Origin of the sequence: Mesorhizobium sp. M7A.T.Ca.US.000.02.2.1 (assembly GCF_003996995.1) — a bacterium.
Lineage (GTDB): Bacteria > Pseudomonadota > Alphaproteobacteria > Rhizobiales > Rhizobiaceae > Mesorhizobium.
On sequence record NZ_RZTT01000100.1, the window covers coordinates 1 to 16,348 of the forward strand.

The 16,348-nt window shown below is 60.7% G+C and carries 19 protein-coding genes; 7 read left to right on the forward strand and 12 right to left on the reverse strand.

Annotated features, from left to right (window positions below; translation table 11 throughout):
* Nucleotides 1-3: 3 nt before the first annotated feature.
* Nucleotides 4-918, forward strand: a complete 915-nt coding sequence (locus EOD15_RS12180; protein ID WP_127318834.1) for a sugar ABC transporter permease — start codon at nt 4-6, stop codon at nt 916-918.
* A 59-nt stretch (nt 919-977) separates the two neighbouring features.
* Nucleotides 978-1,511, forward strand: a complete 534-nt coding sequence (locus EOD15_RS12185; protein ID WP_127318836.1) for a hypothetical protein — start codon at nt 978-980, stop codon at nt 1,509-1,511.
* An 11-nt stretch (nt 1,512-1,522) separates the two neighbouring features.
* Here EOD15_RS12185 and EOD15_RS12190 read toward each other — a convergent pair whose 3' ends face one another.
* The 10 genes from EOD15_RS12190 to EOD15_RS12235 form a co-directional block, all read right to left on the reverse strand.
* On the reverse strand, nt 1,523-2,116 hold the full coding sequence (locus EOD15_RS12190; protein WP_127318838.1) for a hypothetical protein: 594 nt from the start codon (nt 2,114-2,116) through the stop codon (nt 1,523-1,525).
* The gene (locus tag EOD15_RS12195) at nt 2,113-2,703 is read right to left on the reverse strand and encodes a L,D-transpeptidase (RefSeq protein WP_127318840.1); all 591 of its coding nucleotides are present in this window, start codon (nt 2,701-2,703) and stop codon (nt 2,113-2,115) included. The genes EOD15_RS12190 and EOD15_RS12195 overlap by 4 nt, the downstream gene beginning before the upstream one ends.
* Complete coding sequence (locus EOD15_RS12200) at nt 2,687-3,850, reverse strand: AAA family ATPase (RefSeq protein WP_127318842.1); 1,164 nt, start codon at nt 3,848-3,850, stop codon at nt 2,687-2,689. The genes EOD15_RS12195 and EOD15_RS12200 overlap by 17 nt, the downstream gene beginning before the upstream one ends.
* Nucleotides 3,847-4,494 carry a TadE/TadG family type IV pilus assembly protein gene (locus tag EOD15_RS12205; protein ID WP_127318844.1) on the reverse strand — a complete coding sequence of 216 codons (648 nt, stop codon included), beginning with the start codon at nt 4,492-4,494 and terminating at the stop codon, nt 3,847-3,849. Before EOD15_RS12205 ends, EOD15_RS12200 begins: the two co-directional genes overlap by 4 nt.
* A 2-nt stretch (nt 4,495-4,496) precedes the next feature.
* Nucleotides 4,497-5,021, reverse strand: coding sequence for a TadE/TadG family type IV pilus assembly protein (locus tag EOD15_RS12210; protein WP_127318846.1), 525 nt, complete (start codon nt 5,019-5,021; stop codon nt 4,497-4,499).
* Between the two features lie 5 nt (nt 5,022-5,026).
* On the reverse strand, nt 5,027-6,571 hold the full coding sequence (locus EOD15_RS12215) for a pilus assembly protein TadG-related protein (protein ID WP_127318848.1): 1,545 nt from the start codon (nt 6,569-6,571) through the stop codon (nt 5,027-5,029).
* 80 nt (nt 6,572-6,651) lie between these two features.
* Nucleotides 6,652-6,936, reverse strand: a complete 285-nt coding sequence (locus EOD15_RS12220) for a hypothetical protein (RefSeq protein ID WP_127408519.1) — start codon at nt 6,934-6,936, stop codon at nt 6,652-6,654.
* Nucleotides 6,923-8,362, reverse strand: coding sequence for a type II and III secretion system protein family protein (locus EOD15_RS12225; protein WP_127322735.1), 1,440 nt, complete (start codon nt 8,360-8,362; stop codon nt 6,923-6,925). Before EOD15_RS12225 ends, EOD15_RS12220 begins: the two co-directional genes overlap by 14 nt.
* Before the next feature lie 53 nt (nt 8,363-8,415).
* The gene (gene cpaB, locus EOD15_RS12230; protein ID WP_127322736.1) at nt 8,416-9,441 is read right to left on the reverse strand and encodes a Flp pilus assembly protein CpaB; all 1,026 of its coding nucleotides are present in this window, start codon (nt 9,439-9,441) and stop codon (nt 8,416-8,418) included.
* A 95-nt stretch (nt 9,442-9,536) separates the two neighbouring features.
* Entirely contained in the window at nt 9,537-9,752 is a 216-nt protein-coding gene (locus EOD15_RS12235; protein ID WP_127322737.1) for a Flp family type IVb pilin, read from the reverse strand.
* 529 nt (nt 9,753-10,281) lie between these two features.
* Between EOD15_RS12235 and EOD15_RS12240 the strand changes: the two genes are divergently transcribed.
* Genes EOD15_RS12240 through EOD15_RS12260 form a run of 5 tightly spaced genes read left to right on the forward strand, consistent with a single transcriptional unit; the run spans nt 10,282 to nt 14,745 of the window.
* Nucleotides 10,282-11,670 carry a CpaF family protein gene (locus EOD15_RS12240; RefSeq protein WP_127321864.1) on the forward strand — a complete coding sequence of 463 codons (1,389 nt, stop codon included), beginning with the start codon at nt 10,282-10,284 and terminating at the stop codon, nt 11,668-11,670.
* Nucleotides 11,670-12,641 carry a type II secretion system F family protein gene (locus tag EOD15_RS12245; protein WP_127321863.1) on the forward strand — a complete coding sequence of 324 codons (972 nt, stop codon included), beginning with the start codon at nt 11,670-11,672 and terminating at the stop codon, nt 12,639-12,641. Before EOD15_RS12240 ends, EOD15_RS12245 begins: the two co-directional genes overlap by 1 nt.
* 18 nt (nt 12,642-12,659) lie before the next feature.
* Nucleotides 12,660-13,610: a type II secretion system F family protein gene (locus EOD15_RS12250; protein ID WP_127321862.1), complete on the forward strand. Its 951-nt coding sequence runs from the start codon at nt 12,660-12,662 to the stop codon at nt 13,608-13,610.
* 54 nt (nt 13,611-13,664) lie between these two features.
* Nucleotides 13,665-14,204, forward strand: coding sequence for a tetratricopeptide repeat protein (locus tag EOD15_RS12255; protein WP_127321861.1), 540 nt, complete (start codon nt 13,665-13,667; stop codon nt 14,202-14,204).
* 1 nt (nt 14,205) lies between these two features.
* The gene (locus EOD15_RS12260) at nt 14,206-14,745 is read left to right on the forward strand and encodes a prepilin peptidase (RefSeq protein ID WP_127321860.1); all 540 of its coding nucleotides are present in this window, start codon (nt 14,206-14,208) and stop codon (nt 14,743-14,745) included.
* A gap of 182 nt (nt 14,746-14,927) precedes the next feature.
* On the opposite strand, the gene EOD15_RS12265 is transcribed toward EOD15_RS12260, so the two are convergent.
* On the reverse strand, nt 14,928-15,875 hold the full coding sequence (locus EOD15_RS12265; protein ID WP_164761903.1) for a nucleoside hydrolase: 948 nt from the start codon (nt 15,873-15,875) through the stop codon (nt 14,928-14,930).
* On the reverse strand, nt 15,872-16,348 hold a 477-nt coding region (locus EOD15_RS12270; RefSeq protein WP_148129533.1), incomplete at its 5' end, for a nucleoside hydrolase. The genes EOD15_RS12265 and EOD15_RS12270, both read right to left, overlap by 4 nt.

Sequence of the window (16,348 nt, forward strand, 5' to 3'; positions counted from 1 at the left end):
ACGATGTTCAATGCGATCAAAAAAGGATTGGCTGCCCGTGGCCGCGAATGGCGGACCGGCTGGGCCTTTGCCTTGCCCGGCCTGCTGCTGCTGGCGATCGTGATGGGCTTTCCCCTGGCCTATGCCTGCATCCTCTCGATCTCCTCGATGACCTTGATCAAGCCGCAGCTTCTGCCGCTTGTCGGGTTCAAGAATTTCGCCTCGATGATCGGCGATGATCTGTTCTGGAACGCGCTCTGGCTCACCGTGCGCTATTCGGCGGTGACGGTGGTCGGCGAATTCGTGATCGGGCTCGGCATCGCCCTGATGCTCAACCGGACGGTCCGGATGAAGCCGGTCTATTTCGCGGTTCTGACCATTCCCATGGCGATGTCGCCGATCAGCGTCGCTTTGATCTGGCGCATGCTGCTCCAGCCCAATCTCGGCATCGCCAATCATCTGATGGAAACGTTCGGCCTGCCGCGCCTCGACTGGCTAGGCACGCCAGGCATGGCGCTCTGGACGATGGCGGCGATCGACATCTGGCAGCAAATGTCCTTCGTCGTGCTGATCCTCGCCGCGGGGCTCGCCGCTTTGCCGCGAGATCCCTATGAGGCGGCTGAAGTGGATGGCGCGCGCGGCTGGCAGCAATTCTTCTACATCACCCTGCCGATGCTGCGGCCGGTCGCGGCGATCACCATCATCATCCAGCTGATCAACGAGTTCCGGACCTACGATCTGCCCTATGTCCTGACCAAGGGCGGGCCGGGCAATGCGACCGAAGTGCTGAGCTTCTTTGCCTACCGCCGTGCCTTTCTCGGCCTTTCGCTCAACGAAGGCGCGGCGGCCGCTTTCGTGCTGCTGCTGATCGTCCTTCTGCTCACCGTGATCTTCTTTGCCGTCCTCGAACGCTCGCAATCGGGAGAGGGCCGGAAGTAGGCTGTTAAGTCTTAAGCAATCTATACGGCCTATCCTGGCTTGCAGATTGTCGAGGGAACATGAAACGCCAGCCGCTTCTGCTTTTCGCCTTTCCGTTTCTCATTCTGGCGGTCCTGGCAGGGGAGCGCATGGCGACCTTGTTGCTGGGCGCCTATCCGGCCAGCCCTACCGCATGGTGGCTATGGCTTGAACTGCGCCCTCTGTCGACGGTGCTTTGGCAGCAGGTCGATGTCTGGCTGGGCGGCTCCATGGCTATCGACGCCGTCATCCTTGCCGCCGCAGCGATCGTCTGCTGGATAGCGTGCCACACCAAAAAATCGGCATTCTCGTTCCTCGCCAACCATGTCGCCCTGATTTTCGCTGGCCTGATGATCGCCGTCGGCAGCCATTCGGAAACGGCGAGCACGATTGCCGAATTCACCTCGCCCAAGGGTCTTCCGTATTCGCTGGCCGTCGATTTCACCTTGAAGAACAGCCTGGTGCTGCTTTTTGGCATCGTGGCCTGTGCCTACTGCCACATCGCCTTCCTCACTGAGGCGCGGGAGCGGTCCGTCCGGGCCATCCGCATCCTGGCGCTGCAGCGCGATCTCTAGAGCAATGGCGTCTAGTTGATCCGGCGGTAATAGACCTTGCCGTCGGGCTGCTGGATGCGCTGGTAGTTGGAGCTTGGAGCAGGCGGCGACGCCGATGCGATTCTCCTCCTGGGTGCGGGCGCCTCGATGACGCCTGGCTCGCTCGCGCTCTCGCCGTCGAGCGCTTCGGGCGCTTGCGCCAGCGTGCTGGTGGCGAATTCGGACGGTTCTTCCGCACCCGGCATGCCCTCGCCGCCAGCGACCGGCACATTCTGCCCCAGCCGGGCAATGCCGGCATCGATCTCGTTGAAGCTGCCTTGCAACTGGCTGTCCAGTTTCTCGAACCGGCTCTGAAAACCGTTGTTGACCGTGTCGAGCCGGGCCGCGATCCGCTGCTCGAACGCGCCGAGCTGCTCCAGCCGCGCCTCGACGAAACGGAGGTCGCTCATGCCCCGATAGAGATAGACCGCGGCCGCCATGTTGACCGCGGTGATCAGAAGCGCGCCACCGGCGACGATGGCGCCGATCGTCTTTGCCTTGCTGAATTTCTCGGTGGCAACCGGTTCGCGCTGTTCCTGGTTTCCGATATCGATCGCCGGCATGTCCGGTTCGCTGATCATCGTCATTGGACCACCACCTTTGCGCCAACCGCGACGCGTTTGAAAAGATCGATCACATCCGTGTTGGTGAGACGAAAACAGCCCGATGTCCCGTCGAAGCCGACACCCGACGGGTCGTTGGTGCCGTGTATGCGGTAGAGCGTGTCGCGCCCGTCCCGCGAGAGGTAGAGCGCCCTTGCGCCGAGCGGGTTGTAGGGGCCGGCGGGCACCATTTTCGGCAGCTCCGGCTGGCGGGCGCGCATTTCCTGCGGCGGGCGCCACTCCGGCCATTCGGTCTTCGCCCCGACCTTGACGATGCCGGTCCAGCCGAACCCGTCGCGCCCGACGCTGATCTGGTAGCGCAGCGCCTGGCCCTGGCGGGTCACCAGGTAAAGCGCCTTCTCGTCCTTGCGGATGACGATCGTGCCCGGCTGCTCGGCGGTTGCGAAGGCAACGGCCTTGCGCAGGCTGGGACCCATCGCCGGCAGCGGCGGCCGCTCCGAAAGCGCCGATCGCGCCTGGGCCAAGTCGTGGACGGACAGCGCCAGCGCCACGCCGAGCACGCAGGCGCCGGCGAGCTTCGGGGCGATCCGATATCTATCGGGCAGCATCATCGAGCCGCTCTTTGAACATGCGCTTCAGATCCTTGTTGAAGCGCGCCCGCCCATCGACTTCGGAAGGCGGGATGGCCCTGTTCAGCGCATCGGTCAGGAGCGCATTGTCGAGCGCGACCGACTTGATGTGCGGCGCCTTGAAGATCTTTTCGAGCTCGCTGCGCGAAAAATGGTTCCCGAACCATTTGCGCTTGTGCTTGTTTGCGACCAGCGTGATGCTGACCGCATTGCCGCGCAGCTCGCGGATTTTCTTGTAGAGCCGCTTGCCTTGCCGCAGCGACGCGACATTGAGTTCGAAGACGATGAAGATCTCGTCGCTCGTCGACAGCACGGAATTGTGCCAGGGCGTTTCCAGATTGGGCAGGTCGATGACGATGTCGTCGAAGCGGTAGGCGACGAGGTCGAGCAGCCGGAAGACGAAATCGCTGCCATGCGGCTCGAAGGGCAGTTGCGGCCGTTCGAATGCGTAGAGGGTGAGGCCGGACGGGCGCGACAGCTTGATGACGTCCATCAGCTCGACATCGAGCCGTTCTGGCTGGCCGATGATGCCGGCAAGGTCGAACTGGTTGAACAAATTGAGATAGGCGCCGCAATTGGCGCTCTGGAAATCGAGGTCGACGAGACAGGTGGACGCCGCGCGCTCAGCCGATTTCGACGCCAGGAATTCGGCCGCCGACAGCGCTAGCGTCGTGGCGCCGGCGCCGCCGCTGGCGCCGATGAAGGTGATGATCCGGCTCTTCGTTCCCTGGTTGCCGGTGTCGTGGAAGGTCACCGCATTGAGCAGCTCCTTGCCGTCGAGCGGCTTGTGCAGCCAGTCCGAGGCGTTCATGCGCACCAGCACACGCGTCTGCTCCGAGGTCAGCTCGTCGGAAACCGCGATCAGCGGCACGCTGGCCCACAGCGCGCGCGCCTCGACGATGCCGGCCCTGCCGAGCAGCTCGCCATTGCCGAGATCGAGGATGACGATGCCCGGCCGCGTATCGGCCGGCGGCCCCTTGAGGAAGTCGCTCGTCTCGGAAACCCTGACATCATAGATCGCCAGCGCATCGAGCCGCGTCGCCACATCCCGCTTGAAATTCGGATCCGACGAAAACAGCGCAACCTGCTTGCGCTTGGTCGGCGTAACCTTGGTGTTGATGGCATTCATGACGCGGTACTCTTTAAATCTTCGCCCGTGACCGTGCTCAGCATGGAGGGCATGGTAAGGTTGTCGAATCCAAGCAGACCGCCCAGGAAGAAGAATTCGAAGGTGATGGTCTTCAGGCTGACGGTGATCGTCGGCACCGGCCCTCCCAGCCGGGTCTGATAGCCAAGGCCCGTTGCGCTGTAGGTGACCACTATGTTGTCGCGGTGCAGGCGCGGAAAGAAATGGCACATGCCGGGCCGCGTGGTTGGTCGCTGGGCCGGGGTGATTTCCGGACAGGTATCGTCATTGGTGTAGGTCGTGTCGCCGCGAAAGATGCGGCTGAATTTGACGGCATCGAAGGCGCCGCCATTGGTGCAAGCTCCGGTGCCGGCGGTATATGTACATTCGAACGGGCCATAGGCGGCCGCCACCACCGGCGCGCCCGGTGCCGAGATTGGCGCGGCTGTCGCCAGCGCGGTTGCAACCGGATCAGAGATCGACGCCAGACGGGCGCCGAGCTGAACGGCTTTTGTCGCCGCGTTCCATTGATACAGCGCATAACCGAAATCGACGAAGCCCAGCACGAGCGTAAACAGTAGCGGCGTTACGATGGCCATCTCCACCATCGCCGCGCCGGCGTCCGATTTTGTGAAACGCTTGATCATGATCAGAACCGGATCAACCGCTCCTCGTGAAAGCCGTTGAGCGTGATCGGCCCGATGCTGAGAAGCGACAACATTCCCACGTCGCTGTAGTCCAGAGTGCCGGCGGCCCTGACGATGCAGACCTGTGCGGTGGTGGAGCGATATTGGGTGACACCGGCGACAACGGCGTCATGACAAGAGCCTGAGGCGGCGATGGTCACTGTAACATCCGCTTTCTGCCAGCCGTTGACGCGGGCGTTGCCAGTGCCGGCGGCATTGCCGAACACCGCGATGTTGGTTGCAATGTTGGCGCAGTCGATGGTCAATCCAGCATTGGTATACAACTGACTGTTGCAGCGCGCGGCAAAGCGGGCACCGTCCGAAAGCCCGGCCTCCATCAGCAGCTTTTCGTGGATCAGATTGCCGAATTCAAAGACACCCGCCGACAGGACCAGCATTAGTGGGGCGATCAGCGCCATCTCGACAAGCGCCGTCCCACTCCGATCGTGTCTGAATCTATGCAGATGGTGGTAGAGCTTTGCGATCATAGCCGTCACCGATAGAGCTGGGCTTCGTCGCGAAGGAAATTGTCGAGCGTGCCCTGGCCGCCGCGTCCCGTTATGTCGACAAGCTCCACCATGACCGACGCTCCGGTTGAGGCGCCTCCGACTGGCTCGGTAATGAAGAAACTGGCAAATGCTTTGACAGGAAGATTCGTGCTGTTGCCGTTCAGATCATTTCCAGCCGCTTGTAGTGCACTACAGTCTAGGAGCGCGCCATATAGAAGGCGGCGATCGACAGTTGTAACCGGTGGCTGGCAAGAACTCGGCGGCGTTCCTACCTCGCCACCTGCCGAAGCTGTTCCGACCAGCCCCGCCGACATCTCATATTTATAAACGTCATAGCGGGTTGGCGTGTTCGTGGCCCATGAAGCGGGATAAGAAGCAGAACCGAAGTTGGTGCTCCAATAGGTGGAAAAGCTCCAGTTTCCATCGCCCATCCGACCGCCCATATACGGCGTTGTGACATCCCTTGGCAGGCCCATATTTGGGGTGCCGAACGTCAACTGGTTATATTGTGGGCACTGGTTGCCGCCCCCATTGCCATTGCCACCTCCTCCGGAGGATGCGCCCTTTCGGACGTTGGCGGCGGGTCCATATTCAGGGCTGTTGAATTGGTTGCCGCTCGATCTGATGCCAAAGCGGACATTGAACGCATCCTGGACTGGTCCTGTATTCTGGCCAGTCTTGGTGCTTACGCCCTGCGCCGAATAGCATCCAATGGGCGTCGATGTGGCGATCGTCTGCGCGAGCGCTTGCGCCCCGTTACCTACACCGGCTGGCGGCTCAAGGAAACCGAAATTACCCGGGCCGTACGCAGCGTTGTTTCCTACCGTACGCAATTCGATAAGCCGGCGACGGACTGCCGGATCCGCCGCAGCCTGCTCGAGCGTAACGCCGCCTGCTGAGTTCGTCCCGTTCACCATCTCGTATGGGTTACACATGAAGACTGGGGTGTAGTTGCACACACCGGAGGTGAAACCTGCGACGGCGACTGCATCGACATTGAAGCTGCCGCTTGCACCGGCTGTGACAAAAGAGGCTGGGAAGATCGCGGCAAAGCCAGTGGGAACGACCGTCACTTGGATGAACCGCGTCTCAAGCTCTCCAGCCGCAGGACTAGCATTGGCTAGATAATTGACCTGATTGGCGGTTGTTATCCTGGTTCCGTCATTCGCGGGAATAGCTTTCAAGAAGCACCAGGATATGCTCCCGGCACTATTGCACACCTGCGTGCCGCCCGGTTGACCGGAAGTCAGTCCAACCCGGCCTGCCGTTGAGAAGTTGCTCTCGTTGTCGACCAGCATGGCCATGGCACGCTCTGCCCGCGCCCAGGAACCGCTCGACCCGTCCAGTTCCGCTGCCGCCGCAAGTGCAAAGGCGTCCGCGCCCTTCTGGAGATCGTTGTGGAGGTTGTTGACCCGGCTCATGTCGATTGCCAGCAGTGAAAAGCCGATGAGCGCCGGCAGCGTGATGCTGACGAGGATCAGCGCTATTCCCCTCTGGTCTTGCCAGAACGCGCGAATGGTTCGCAGCATGGCGTTACTCTTTGCTCCCCTGACGCCAGGTTTCCTCGTACTGCCTGGCGTGCTGAAACCGCATCCCTCTGTTCGATGTCCTAGTTCGTTGGTGTGCCGACATTGACCGTGATGGCCGGCGGCGGTGGCGGTGGCGGCGGAAATTTGTAGCGCTGGGCTACAGATGCCGCGCGTGCGCCGTCGCCTTCGATCTTCGTGTTCCTGGAAGCCGGATTGAGCGGATCGACCGTCTGCAGCATCGAGTTGAATTTCTGCGTGTCGCCGGCCGCCAAGGTCACCGAATCATAGTGGTTCAGATAGTCGGCGGCGCAGCCCGACAGCGCACCGGCGCACAGGATGAGGATCAAGGCGCTATTTTTTGACATAGAGCATCTTGTCCTTCGATTTGAAGTCGAGCATGTGGCCATAGGGGCCGGTGACGCCTTCGCCCAGTTCATACTTGCGGACCATGTCCTTGGTTACTTCAAGCTGGCCGAGCACGAAGAATTCCGGATCGTTGGCGGGCCGCGTCTTGTCGAACGGCGTGGCCAGCTGCTCGCCGGGCTTCACTGGTCGCACGATATGCGGCGTGACGATGATAACCAGTTCGGTTTCTTCTTTCTGGCTGCTCGAATTGCGGAATAGAGCACCAACGATGGGCACCTGGCCGAGCCATGGGACTTGGTTCTGGTTCTTGACGCTCTTGCTGGATAGGAGTCCGCCGACCGCGAAGCTCTGTCCGTCGCGCAACTCCACCACTGTTGCCAGTTTGCGATTGGTGAAGATCGGATCGCCGGCGGTGGTGAAGCCGGTCAGGTCGCTGACTTCTGGGGCAAGCTTGATGTGAATTTTGTCGTCGGCGAGCACGACGGGCGTGAACGTAAGATTGACGCCAAACTGTTTGTATTCGATGACGACCTCATCATCGACAATGCGACGCACGGGCACTTCGCCGCCCGCGTTGAAATTAGCTGGTTCTCCGGAGAGGGTGGTGAGGTTCGGTTCGGCCAAAGTCCGTACCACCCCCTTCGACTCAAGCGCCTCGATGATCAAATCGACTTTGATATTACTGTCGATGACCCGTGTGATAAGCGCCGCAAACGGATTGCTGTTAGACAGGAGGCCGCTGACGAGATCGCCTGCGCCAAGCACTGCTCCGTCCTTGTCGACGGTGGCGACGCCAGTTCCAACCCGGGTCGTACCGCTGCTGTTTCTGCTCTGGATCGACACGCCGAGATCGCGGCCGGCATTGCGCTTGGCTTCCAGCACGCGCACTTCGAGATTGACCTGCTGGCTGTCGTCTACGATCACCGAGTTGATGATCGCGTTGGGGCCGTATTGCTGCGCGACCTCCAGGATGGCTGCCAGCGTGGCGCCGTCCTTGACATGGCCGCCGAGCCTGACCTTGCCGTTGACCGAGCCGATTTCGATGCGTGACTTCGGCGCCACCTGGCGGATTGCCTGCGCCATGTCGCTGACGTCGACGCCGACCTCGATTTGCAGGGCGCCGAGCGAGCGCTTGTCCGTGGAGAACAGATTGACGGTGGTGGTGCCGGCGCCCTTGCCGATCACATAGAGCGTGCGGTCGGTCATCGGCTGCGCATCGGCGATCTTCTCGTCGCCAACGACGATGTCACCCAGATTGGCACTCACCTGGATCGTCACCGATTGCGACATCGGCAGGAAAATCCGGTGCACGCTGGGGGTCGACACGTCGATGAAGCGGTCGGCTGCACTTGCCGCCAGTCCTGAAAGCAACAGCGCTGCCAGACAGGACAACGCGGCCGCCACCCTCAACCAAGACCCCTGCATCCCCGTCTCCCACTCGCTGCCGGCGGCAGCCCGTTCCGTTTCGCCGCACTCTGTTATTGTTGTCGCGGCACGTCGTATGTTTCAAGCTTCACGCCCCGAAAAACGCCCACGGTAGCACGCGCCGGTGGCTCGGGTGTGACATATTTGACCACTTCCTTAACGACTTCGGGCGCCACGGCCGGAGCAGGCTTTGCCTTTCCCAGATCATCGAGGCGGCTTCCCACCCGCTCCACGGCCTGTGTCAGCCCGGCGATCTTGTCCTCAGCGCGCTTGCGCTCGGCTGCAGCCTCCGCTTCCGCCGCTGCCTTCCTGTCGAGTTCCGCCTGCCTGGCGGCGACGTCTGCCGGCGTTTCGCCGGTCAGGTCGGAAAGTGTCACCCGCTCGGTCATCTCGCCCTTGTTGGCGGCGGCTTGGCGCAGCGCCAGCGACAATTGGCCGGCCCCTGCCGCCAGTGTGAGCTTCTGGGCGTCCTTGGTGCTGGCCTCGAGCGTCACCGATTTCACGACCGTCGGGCTGTCCTTGCTTTCGTCGGCCACCTGGTCGACCGCGAGCACCTTCATACTCTGTAGCAGCACATCGACAAAACTTTGGTCGGCGCCACCATCGCCGCGCGCCGTCCGCGTCAGCAGCACATCGACCCGGTCACCTGGGAAGACGAAGCCTGCGACCCCTAGCACGTCGTTAACCCGGATGGACACGGCCTTCATGCCCTCGCCGAGCACAGCCGATAGCGTGGCGCGCTGGCCTGGACCAGTGATCTTGCTGGTAAGAATAGGCTCATTGGCGCTGATTGTCTGAAGCGCCTGCCGTGTGCCTTCGCCGGCCAGTGCTTCCTTTGTCGTCTTGAACGCACCTGCCGGTACTGCGCCCGCCGGCCACGGAATTTCGCGCAACTTGTCAGCGCTCAACGGGTCGCCGAACTTCAGCGGCATAGCTGCCACCACGACCGTGTCGCGCTGGGCGCCATCTCCCTTCGCCATCGCATTACGCTGGCCTGCCAGCCAGATATTGGCGAGCACCACCGCCAGCACGCCGAACACGCCGGCGAGGACGACCATTATAACTGTATTGGCGCGCATAGCCCCAAGCCCCAAGTTAATAGTAGTGCGGAGAATCGCTCGCAGCGACCGGTTTTCAGGCCCGGATCAAACGACCCGGGCCCGAAATTGAGAAATCAGCCGGCGGCGGCGGGCGCACAGGCGGTGAGATCACCAACCGCGATCAGATTGTTGCAAAGCTCTGTGAAAGAGCCCGTCACCCAAGTGCCGATGCCGATGATCACCAGGATCGACGCTGTGGCGATAATGCCGATAAGGATGGAATATTCGACCATGGCAGCGCCGTTTTCGTCGTCGCGGAACTGCCGGGTCATCGTCATGAGCTTCTTCATGTCAATTTCTCCCTTTGGAGGTTTGAACCCGACGAGACAGAGCCAAGGATGAAATCCATACCCGAGCATCCCCCGTCATCTCGATCCTAGGTCCCGAGAAAACGCAGAGTCAAACGAGATTAAGAGTTCCTTAACTTTCCTGTACATGATTCGGCAAGAAGATTACGGTTCGGAATGCTGCCAACAGGTTGATTAGTATCATTTTTCGACTGCCTTAACCATTCGTTCACAATTTAGCTCCGGATGTGGCAGGATTGTGGAAGCATTAGGAATATCGCATATTCGTTTATATCTAGAGGCTTAGCGGTGTCTCCGAGCGGTGTGGGGCTGAAAAGCAGGCAGGCGCGGAAAGCCGGATTGATGCTCTGAACGTGTGCGGGGATCCGTATCAAATAAACACGTTATTTCAGGCTCATGATATTAACTATGGTAAAAGTATTGCGGATGTGCGAGCAGCCTGGGCGCTTGTGCCTCCCTTGGTTAACAGTTAGTTTCCTCTAATGTGAGTCCGAGGGGAGTATAAGCGGCTATGCTGGGGCGGTTCATCAAGGGGGCAGGCGAACAGCATGCAGTGACAAAGGTCGAGCCGCTGACTGTGCTGCCTGTTGCTTCTGCCCTTTCACCAACTGCTGATATTGAGGCGCATGGCGACGATCTTCTGACGATCAAGGTCGAGTTGCATCGCCACTTGATCGACCGGTTCAATTTGACCGCTCTTGAAAATGCCTCCAAGGATGAGATCCTGAACGAGATCCGTCCGATCGTGCGCGAGTTCGTTCGCGCTCGTGCGGTGCCGCTGAACGCGCGCGAACTTGATCAACTGACCAGCGACACCGCCGACGAGATGCTGGGTCTCGGACCGATCGAACCGCTGCTCAAGGACGATTCGATTACCGATATTTTGATCAACACCCACAAGCGCGTTTTCATAGAGCGGCGTGGCATCGTCGAAGAAACGCCGATCCGGTTTCGGGATGAGGCGCATCTGCTGCGCGTCATCAACAAGATCGTTTCGGCTATCGGCAGGCGTGTCGATGAGTCGTCGCCGATGGTCGATGCGCGGTTGGAAGACGGTTCACGCGTCAACATCGCGGTGCGGCCGGTATCGGTCGACGGCCCGCTGGTGTCGATCCGCAAATTCTCGAAAAATCCCTATTCGCTTGAGCGTTTGATGGCGTTCAATTCGATCCGCCCGCCGATGATCGAACTGCTGCGGATCGCTGTGCAGGCGCGCAAATCGATCCTGGTTTCGGGCGGCACCGGCAGCGGCAAGACGACTTTGCTCAATGCGCTGTCGAGCTACATACCTTCCAAGGAGCGGCTTATCACCATCGAGGATGCGGCCGAGTTGCAACTGCAGCAGCCGCATGTCGGGCGGCTCGAGACGCGCCCGCCCAACGTCGAGGGTCGGGGCGAAGTTCGCCAGCGCGAATTGCTGAAGAACGCGCTTCGCATGCGGCCGGATCGCATCATCGTCGGCGAGGTGCGCGGCGAGGAAGCCTTCGACATGCTGCAGGCGATGAACACCGGCCATGAAGGCTCGATGACGACCATCCATGCCAACACGCCGCGCGACGCGATCTCGCGGCTGGAGCAGATGGTCGGCATGGCCGGCATGCCGATGACGCATGATTCAATCCGGGCGCAGATCGCCTCGGCCATCGACATCATCGTGCAGACGCAGCGTCTTTCGGACGGAGGACGGCGTGTCACCTCCATATCGGAACTGACCGGCATGGAGGGCAATGTCGTCCAGCTTCAGGAAATCTATCACTTCGTTCGCCGTGAGGTCACTGCCGAGGGCAAAGTCATCGGAGACTTTCGCGCGACCGGTGTCCGTCCGCGCTTCGCTCCGGAGGCCGCGACGCTTGGCCATCATTTTGCCAAGGACGCCTTTAACCCGCAGGTTGCCCTCTGATGCCGACGGGTCAAGCTTTGCTGTACTTTATCTACATGCTGGCGGCGGCTTCGGTCATTCTCGCCGGAGAGGCCATGTACCTTTCCTTCGCCAAACGCCGTTCACGGATTGGCGCGATCAACCATCGGTTGAGGCGGCTGACTGATGACGTTTCGGCCGAACAGACCTTGCAAGGTTTGCTGCGCGAACGCGGGCTGTCGCAATCGGGAGACTTTCTTTTCGGTCTGATCGGACTGAACAGGCTCTACACCCAATCCGGCATTACCGGAAATCCGCTGTCTTTCGCCGTGACATTCCTTCTAGCGGGGCTGGTGTTGGCGTTGCTGGTATCGTTCCTTTTGGGCTTTTCGACCTTGGTGTCGTCCATTGTCTTTGTGGTGGTCGGATTTGTGCTGCCGCTTATCGTTCTTCGCCGCGCGCGCGCCAAGCGGATCCAGAAATTCGCCAAGCAACTCCCTGACGCACTGGACATGATTGTTCGTTCGTTGCGCGCCGGACATCCGGCTTCGGTCGCGGTTGGACTCGTCGCCCGTGAGATGCCCGACCCACTCGGTACCGAATTCGGCATCGTCTCCGATGAAATCACCTTTGGTCTCAGCATCGAGCAGGCCGTACGAAAGCTTTCCCAACGCGTTGGCTTTGACGGCCTTCATCTCCTGTCGGTTTCTCTCTCCATCCAGTCCAAGACAGGCGGCAATCTGACCGGAATTTTGTCGAATCTTTCGTCGGTGCTGCGCGAAAGGCAGAAACTCAGGAGGAGGATCAGGGCGCTTTCGGCCGAGGGTCGCGTGTCCGCATGGATTATCTCACTGTTCCCGCTCGTGATGTTTCTGCTTCTTCAGCTTACTGCGCCGACTTACTACGGCAAAATATGGCATGATCCGGTGGTCATGCCAGTGTTCCTGATTTTTGGGCTGTGGGCGCTGCTTGGTGACTTTATCATGTACCGAATGGTCAGTTTCGATTTCTAGTAGGAGCGAGGCATAGACTTGTTGTCGACTATCCAAGATCTCAGCGTTCTGGTCTCTGCCTCCGTCTTCTTGGCGGCAGTGGCGCTTTTTCTGTTTGGCGCGCTTGTTTTTCTGCCGGCGCTCCAAACACGAAGGCTGGTCGCACAAAGCCTGATGGCCGAAGGTATTGCCGATCGCCGTTCGCTCGCTGGACAGGAGCAACTTGCCAAGATGGCAGCGCAGCGGCCGGTCGATGCGTATTTTCGATCGATTGAAAAGGAGCGGGACGAGCCAAGTGCCCTCGACGCCAAGCTCTTTCGGGCAGGCTTTTATCAGCCAAGCGCTCCGCTCTTCTATACCCTGTCGCGCCTTGGTGCGGTCTGTGTAGGGTTTCTGGCTGCCTATGCGCTTCTGACTCGAGTGCTCCCGCCTTCCTTGCCCTCTTTCATAAGCCTTGGCGGGGCGGGCCTGTTCGGGCTCGCCTGCATTGTAATTCCAAGCGTTATGCTCGATCGTTTCGAGAGTTCACAGAAGGAGATCTATCGTCGCGGCTTCCCTGACTTCATGGACATGATGATCACCTGCGCCGATGCAGGTATGAGCCTGGAGGCGGCGGTGGAGCGCGTCAGCGGTGAACTCGCCGGCACGCACAAATGGCTCGGCATCCAGCTTGCGATCATGAATTTGCAGTTGCGCGCCGGCAAGCCGCTGCGGGAAGCACTGCGCGAACTGTCGGACCGCATCGGCCTTGACGAGGCGCGCGCGTTGGCTGTGCTGTTTCGGCAGTCGGAAGAACTCGGCACAAGCCTGACCGACGCTTTGCGCGTTTATAGCGAAGAGATGCGCAGCCAGCGGATTCTGAGTGCAGAGGAACGCGCCAATTCTCTGCCTGTGAAGATGATGATTCCGTTGGGGCTTTGTATCTTCCCTGTGGTTATGATGGTTATCATGCTACCGGTGATCATCCGCATGAGAGGCGTTTTCTTCTAGTTGCGTGTATGATCTGATTCTAATATGAGGTCGGAGACCCTTGGGGGAATCTATATGAAGAGGGCTAACGCGGCGGCAGCCTGTCTGTTGATAATGCTTGCCGGCTGCCAGACGGCGGACATAACCGACGGTGTCGTCCGCACGAACGAGCCGTCGAAAGGCGACGTGACGTCTTTTGGCGATGCTTTCGATGGGCTGAAGACGGTCAGCGATGTCGAATATTACGCCTCGGACCAAGCCGTCGCCGAGGCCAAGAACCAGTTCCGTGCCGAGAATTACGGCAATGCCGGCGCGCTGTTCTTCAAGGCGACGCAACTGGCGCCCAATGATGGCAACGCCTGGATGGGACTTGCCGCCTGCACCGACCGGATCCACCGCTTCGACCTGTCCGACAAGGCCTATGCCAAGGCGTTCAAGCTGGTCGGCGCGACGCCCGAATATTACAACAATGTCGGCTATTCCTACCTGCTGCGCGGCAAGCTGCAGGATGCTCGTTCGAACTTCCTCAAGGCATACGAACTGGCGCCCAACGACCCGACCGTCGCCAACAATCTGAAGCTTTTGTCGTCAAGCGTGCAGAACGTCGAGCGCTAGCATGCTGCTCGTCGAAGCGCTGCTGCTGAAGGTGCTCGCCATCCCTCTGCTGGCAAGGATTGGCTGGCTCGACTTCAAGACGCAGAAGATTTCCAATCGCGACGTCCTGCTGCTGCTCTGCCTGGGCGCCGGGGGCCTGCTGCTGCTGTCGCTCCAGTCCGGCTCGTGGTGGGACATGGGGCTGAGCGCTCTCGCCGGACTTCTGCTGTTCGTCGCACTCTTGCCCTTCTGGGTCTTGCGCAAGATCGGCGCCGGCGACGTCAAGCTGCTGGCAGTGGTGCCATTCCTGATCAGCGGCGGCGCTCTCGCGGTGTTTTCAGTGCTGCTCCTGGTTTTCGCTTTGGCCACCGCGGTCATCGTGAAAAACCCGCTCATGCTGCCGGCGGGCGCTTTTCGCCTTGTCGTGCAGCATCTGGACCGCAAGGGCGTGGTGCCGTTCGGCGTGCCGATCTCGCTGGCCGCGATCTGTACGCTGGCGTTCCTGATCTACCGGAGTTTGACGGTCGCGAGCAGCTCTGGAATCCTCAACCAGCTCAACTGACCCTGACATCTCACGCAGCTGAATTTGTCGCGCGGAGATTTGACGGAGCAAACGAAAAACCCGCCTGTGCGGCGGGTCACTGGCGCAAATCAGCACCATAGGCAAAAATGTACCATAGCTGAGTGCAGCGAGTCAAGAAAAAATTCCTATCGTCTGACGCTGCCTGCGCCGCTGCGCTCCGTTCAATCCCGCAGCAGATCGAACATCAGCTTGAAGAAGCGGTCCGCGTCGACCTCATGGGCGATGCGGGCATTGTCCTTTTCGCCGCGTTCGCCCCAGTAATCGGCGATGGTCGCGCCGAAGGCGTAGGTGCCGGACAGATCGACGCCGATATGGGCAGGGCGCGTGCGCACCAATGTCGGGTCGATGGCCAGCGCCAGCGCCAAGGGATCGTGCATGGCGCCGCCGACGCCCATCGAGTTGCGGTGCAGCTTCTCGTAGAACAGCAGCCAGTCGTTGACGAGCCGGCCGAGCGGCGTGTCGATGGTCGCGAGTTCGGCATATTGCGGCGCCTCGATCAGCACCTGCATGGTGACGTCTAGGCCGACCATCAGGATCGGCACGCCGCTGTCCAGAACGATCTTCAGCGCTTCGGGGTCGCAGAACGCGTTGAACTCGGTCGGCGTGATGATCTCGCTCTTGCGGTAGAACACGCCGCCCATCCAGATCAGCTCCTTGATCTTGGGCAGCACGTCGCGATGCTTGAGGATCATCAGGCCGACATTGCTGAGCGGGCCGGTGGCAACGACCAGGATCGGTTCGGGCGCGGCGCGCAGTCTGTCGGCCAGGAAATCGACGGCGTGCTGGTCAACCGGCTTGATCGTCGCCTGCGGCAGGTAGGGCGAGCCCTCGAGGCCGCTTGGGCCATCGGCGGTGCCGAGTACCAGCGGGCGCGCCAGCGGGCGGTGGCAGCCCTGCGCGACAGGCACGTCGCCGGCGCCAATATATTCCAGGATGCGCAAGGCATTGGCCGTCGTCTTCTCGACTTCCGCATTGCCGCAGGTCGTGGTGACGCCGAGTAGTTCGATGGCCGGCGAGCGATGCGCCATGACCAGCGCGATGGCGTCGTCGTGGCCGGGGTCGCAGTCGAACAGGATAGGAGTTGGCTTGGTCATCATGTCGTCTTTCACGCCGCCCGCTCGTAGCGCGCTATGGTTTTCTTGAAGCCGTCGAGGAAACGCCGGCCGTCCAGGCCGGTGCAGATGCGGGTGGTCTTGGGCCCGCCGCCGGGCAGCAATTGCCGGCCGCGATAGGCGACGGTCTGGCCGCGCGCCAGCCTGCCGTCGAGGACGACGTCGGCGAACAGCGGCTCGGTCATCGTCGCCAGGCCGGGATCGAAAGCCAGCGCCACGGTGATCACGTCGTCCATAGGGAACCCGACGAGGTCGAAGAACTCGCGCCAGATGTCGATGTAGATCGGGAAGCTGTCGGCGATCATCTCCAGGACGGGATTGTCCCTCGCGACGGCCTGCATGTCGGCGATGTCGTCGCGCGTCAGCATCGAATCGGCAACGCGGTTGTCCTCGCAGATGTCGAGCGGGACGAGGATCTTCTCGACATCGGCGTTGAGCACGATGCGCGAAGCCTCCGGATCGGCCCAGAT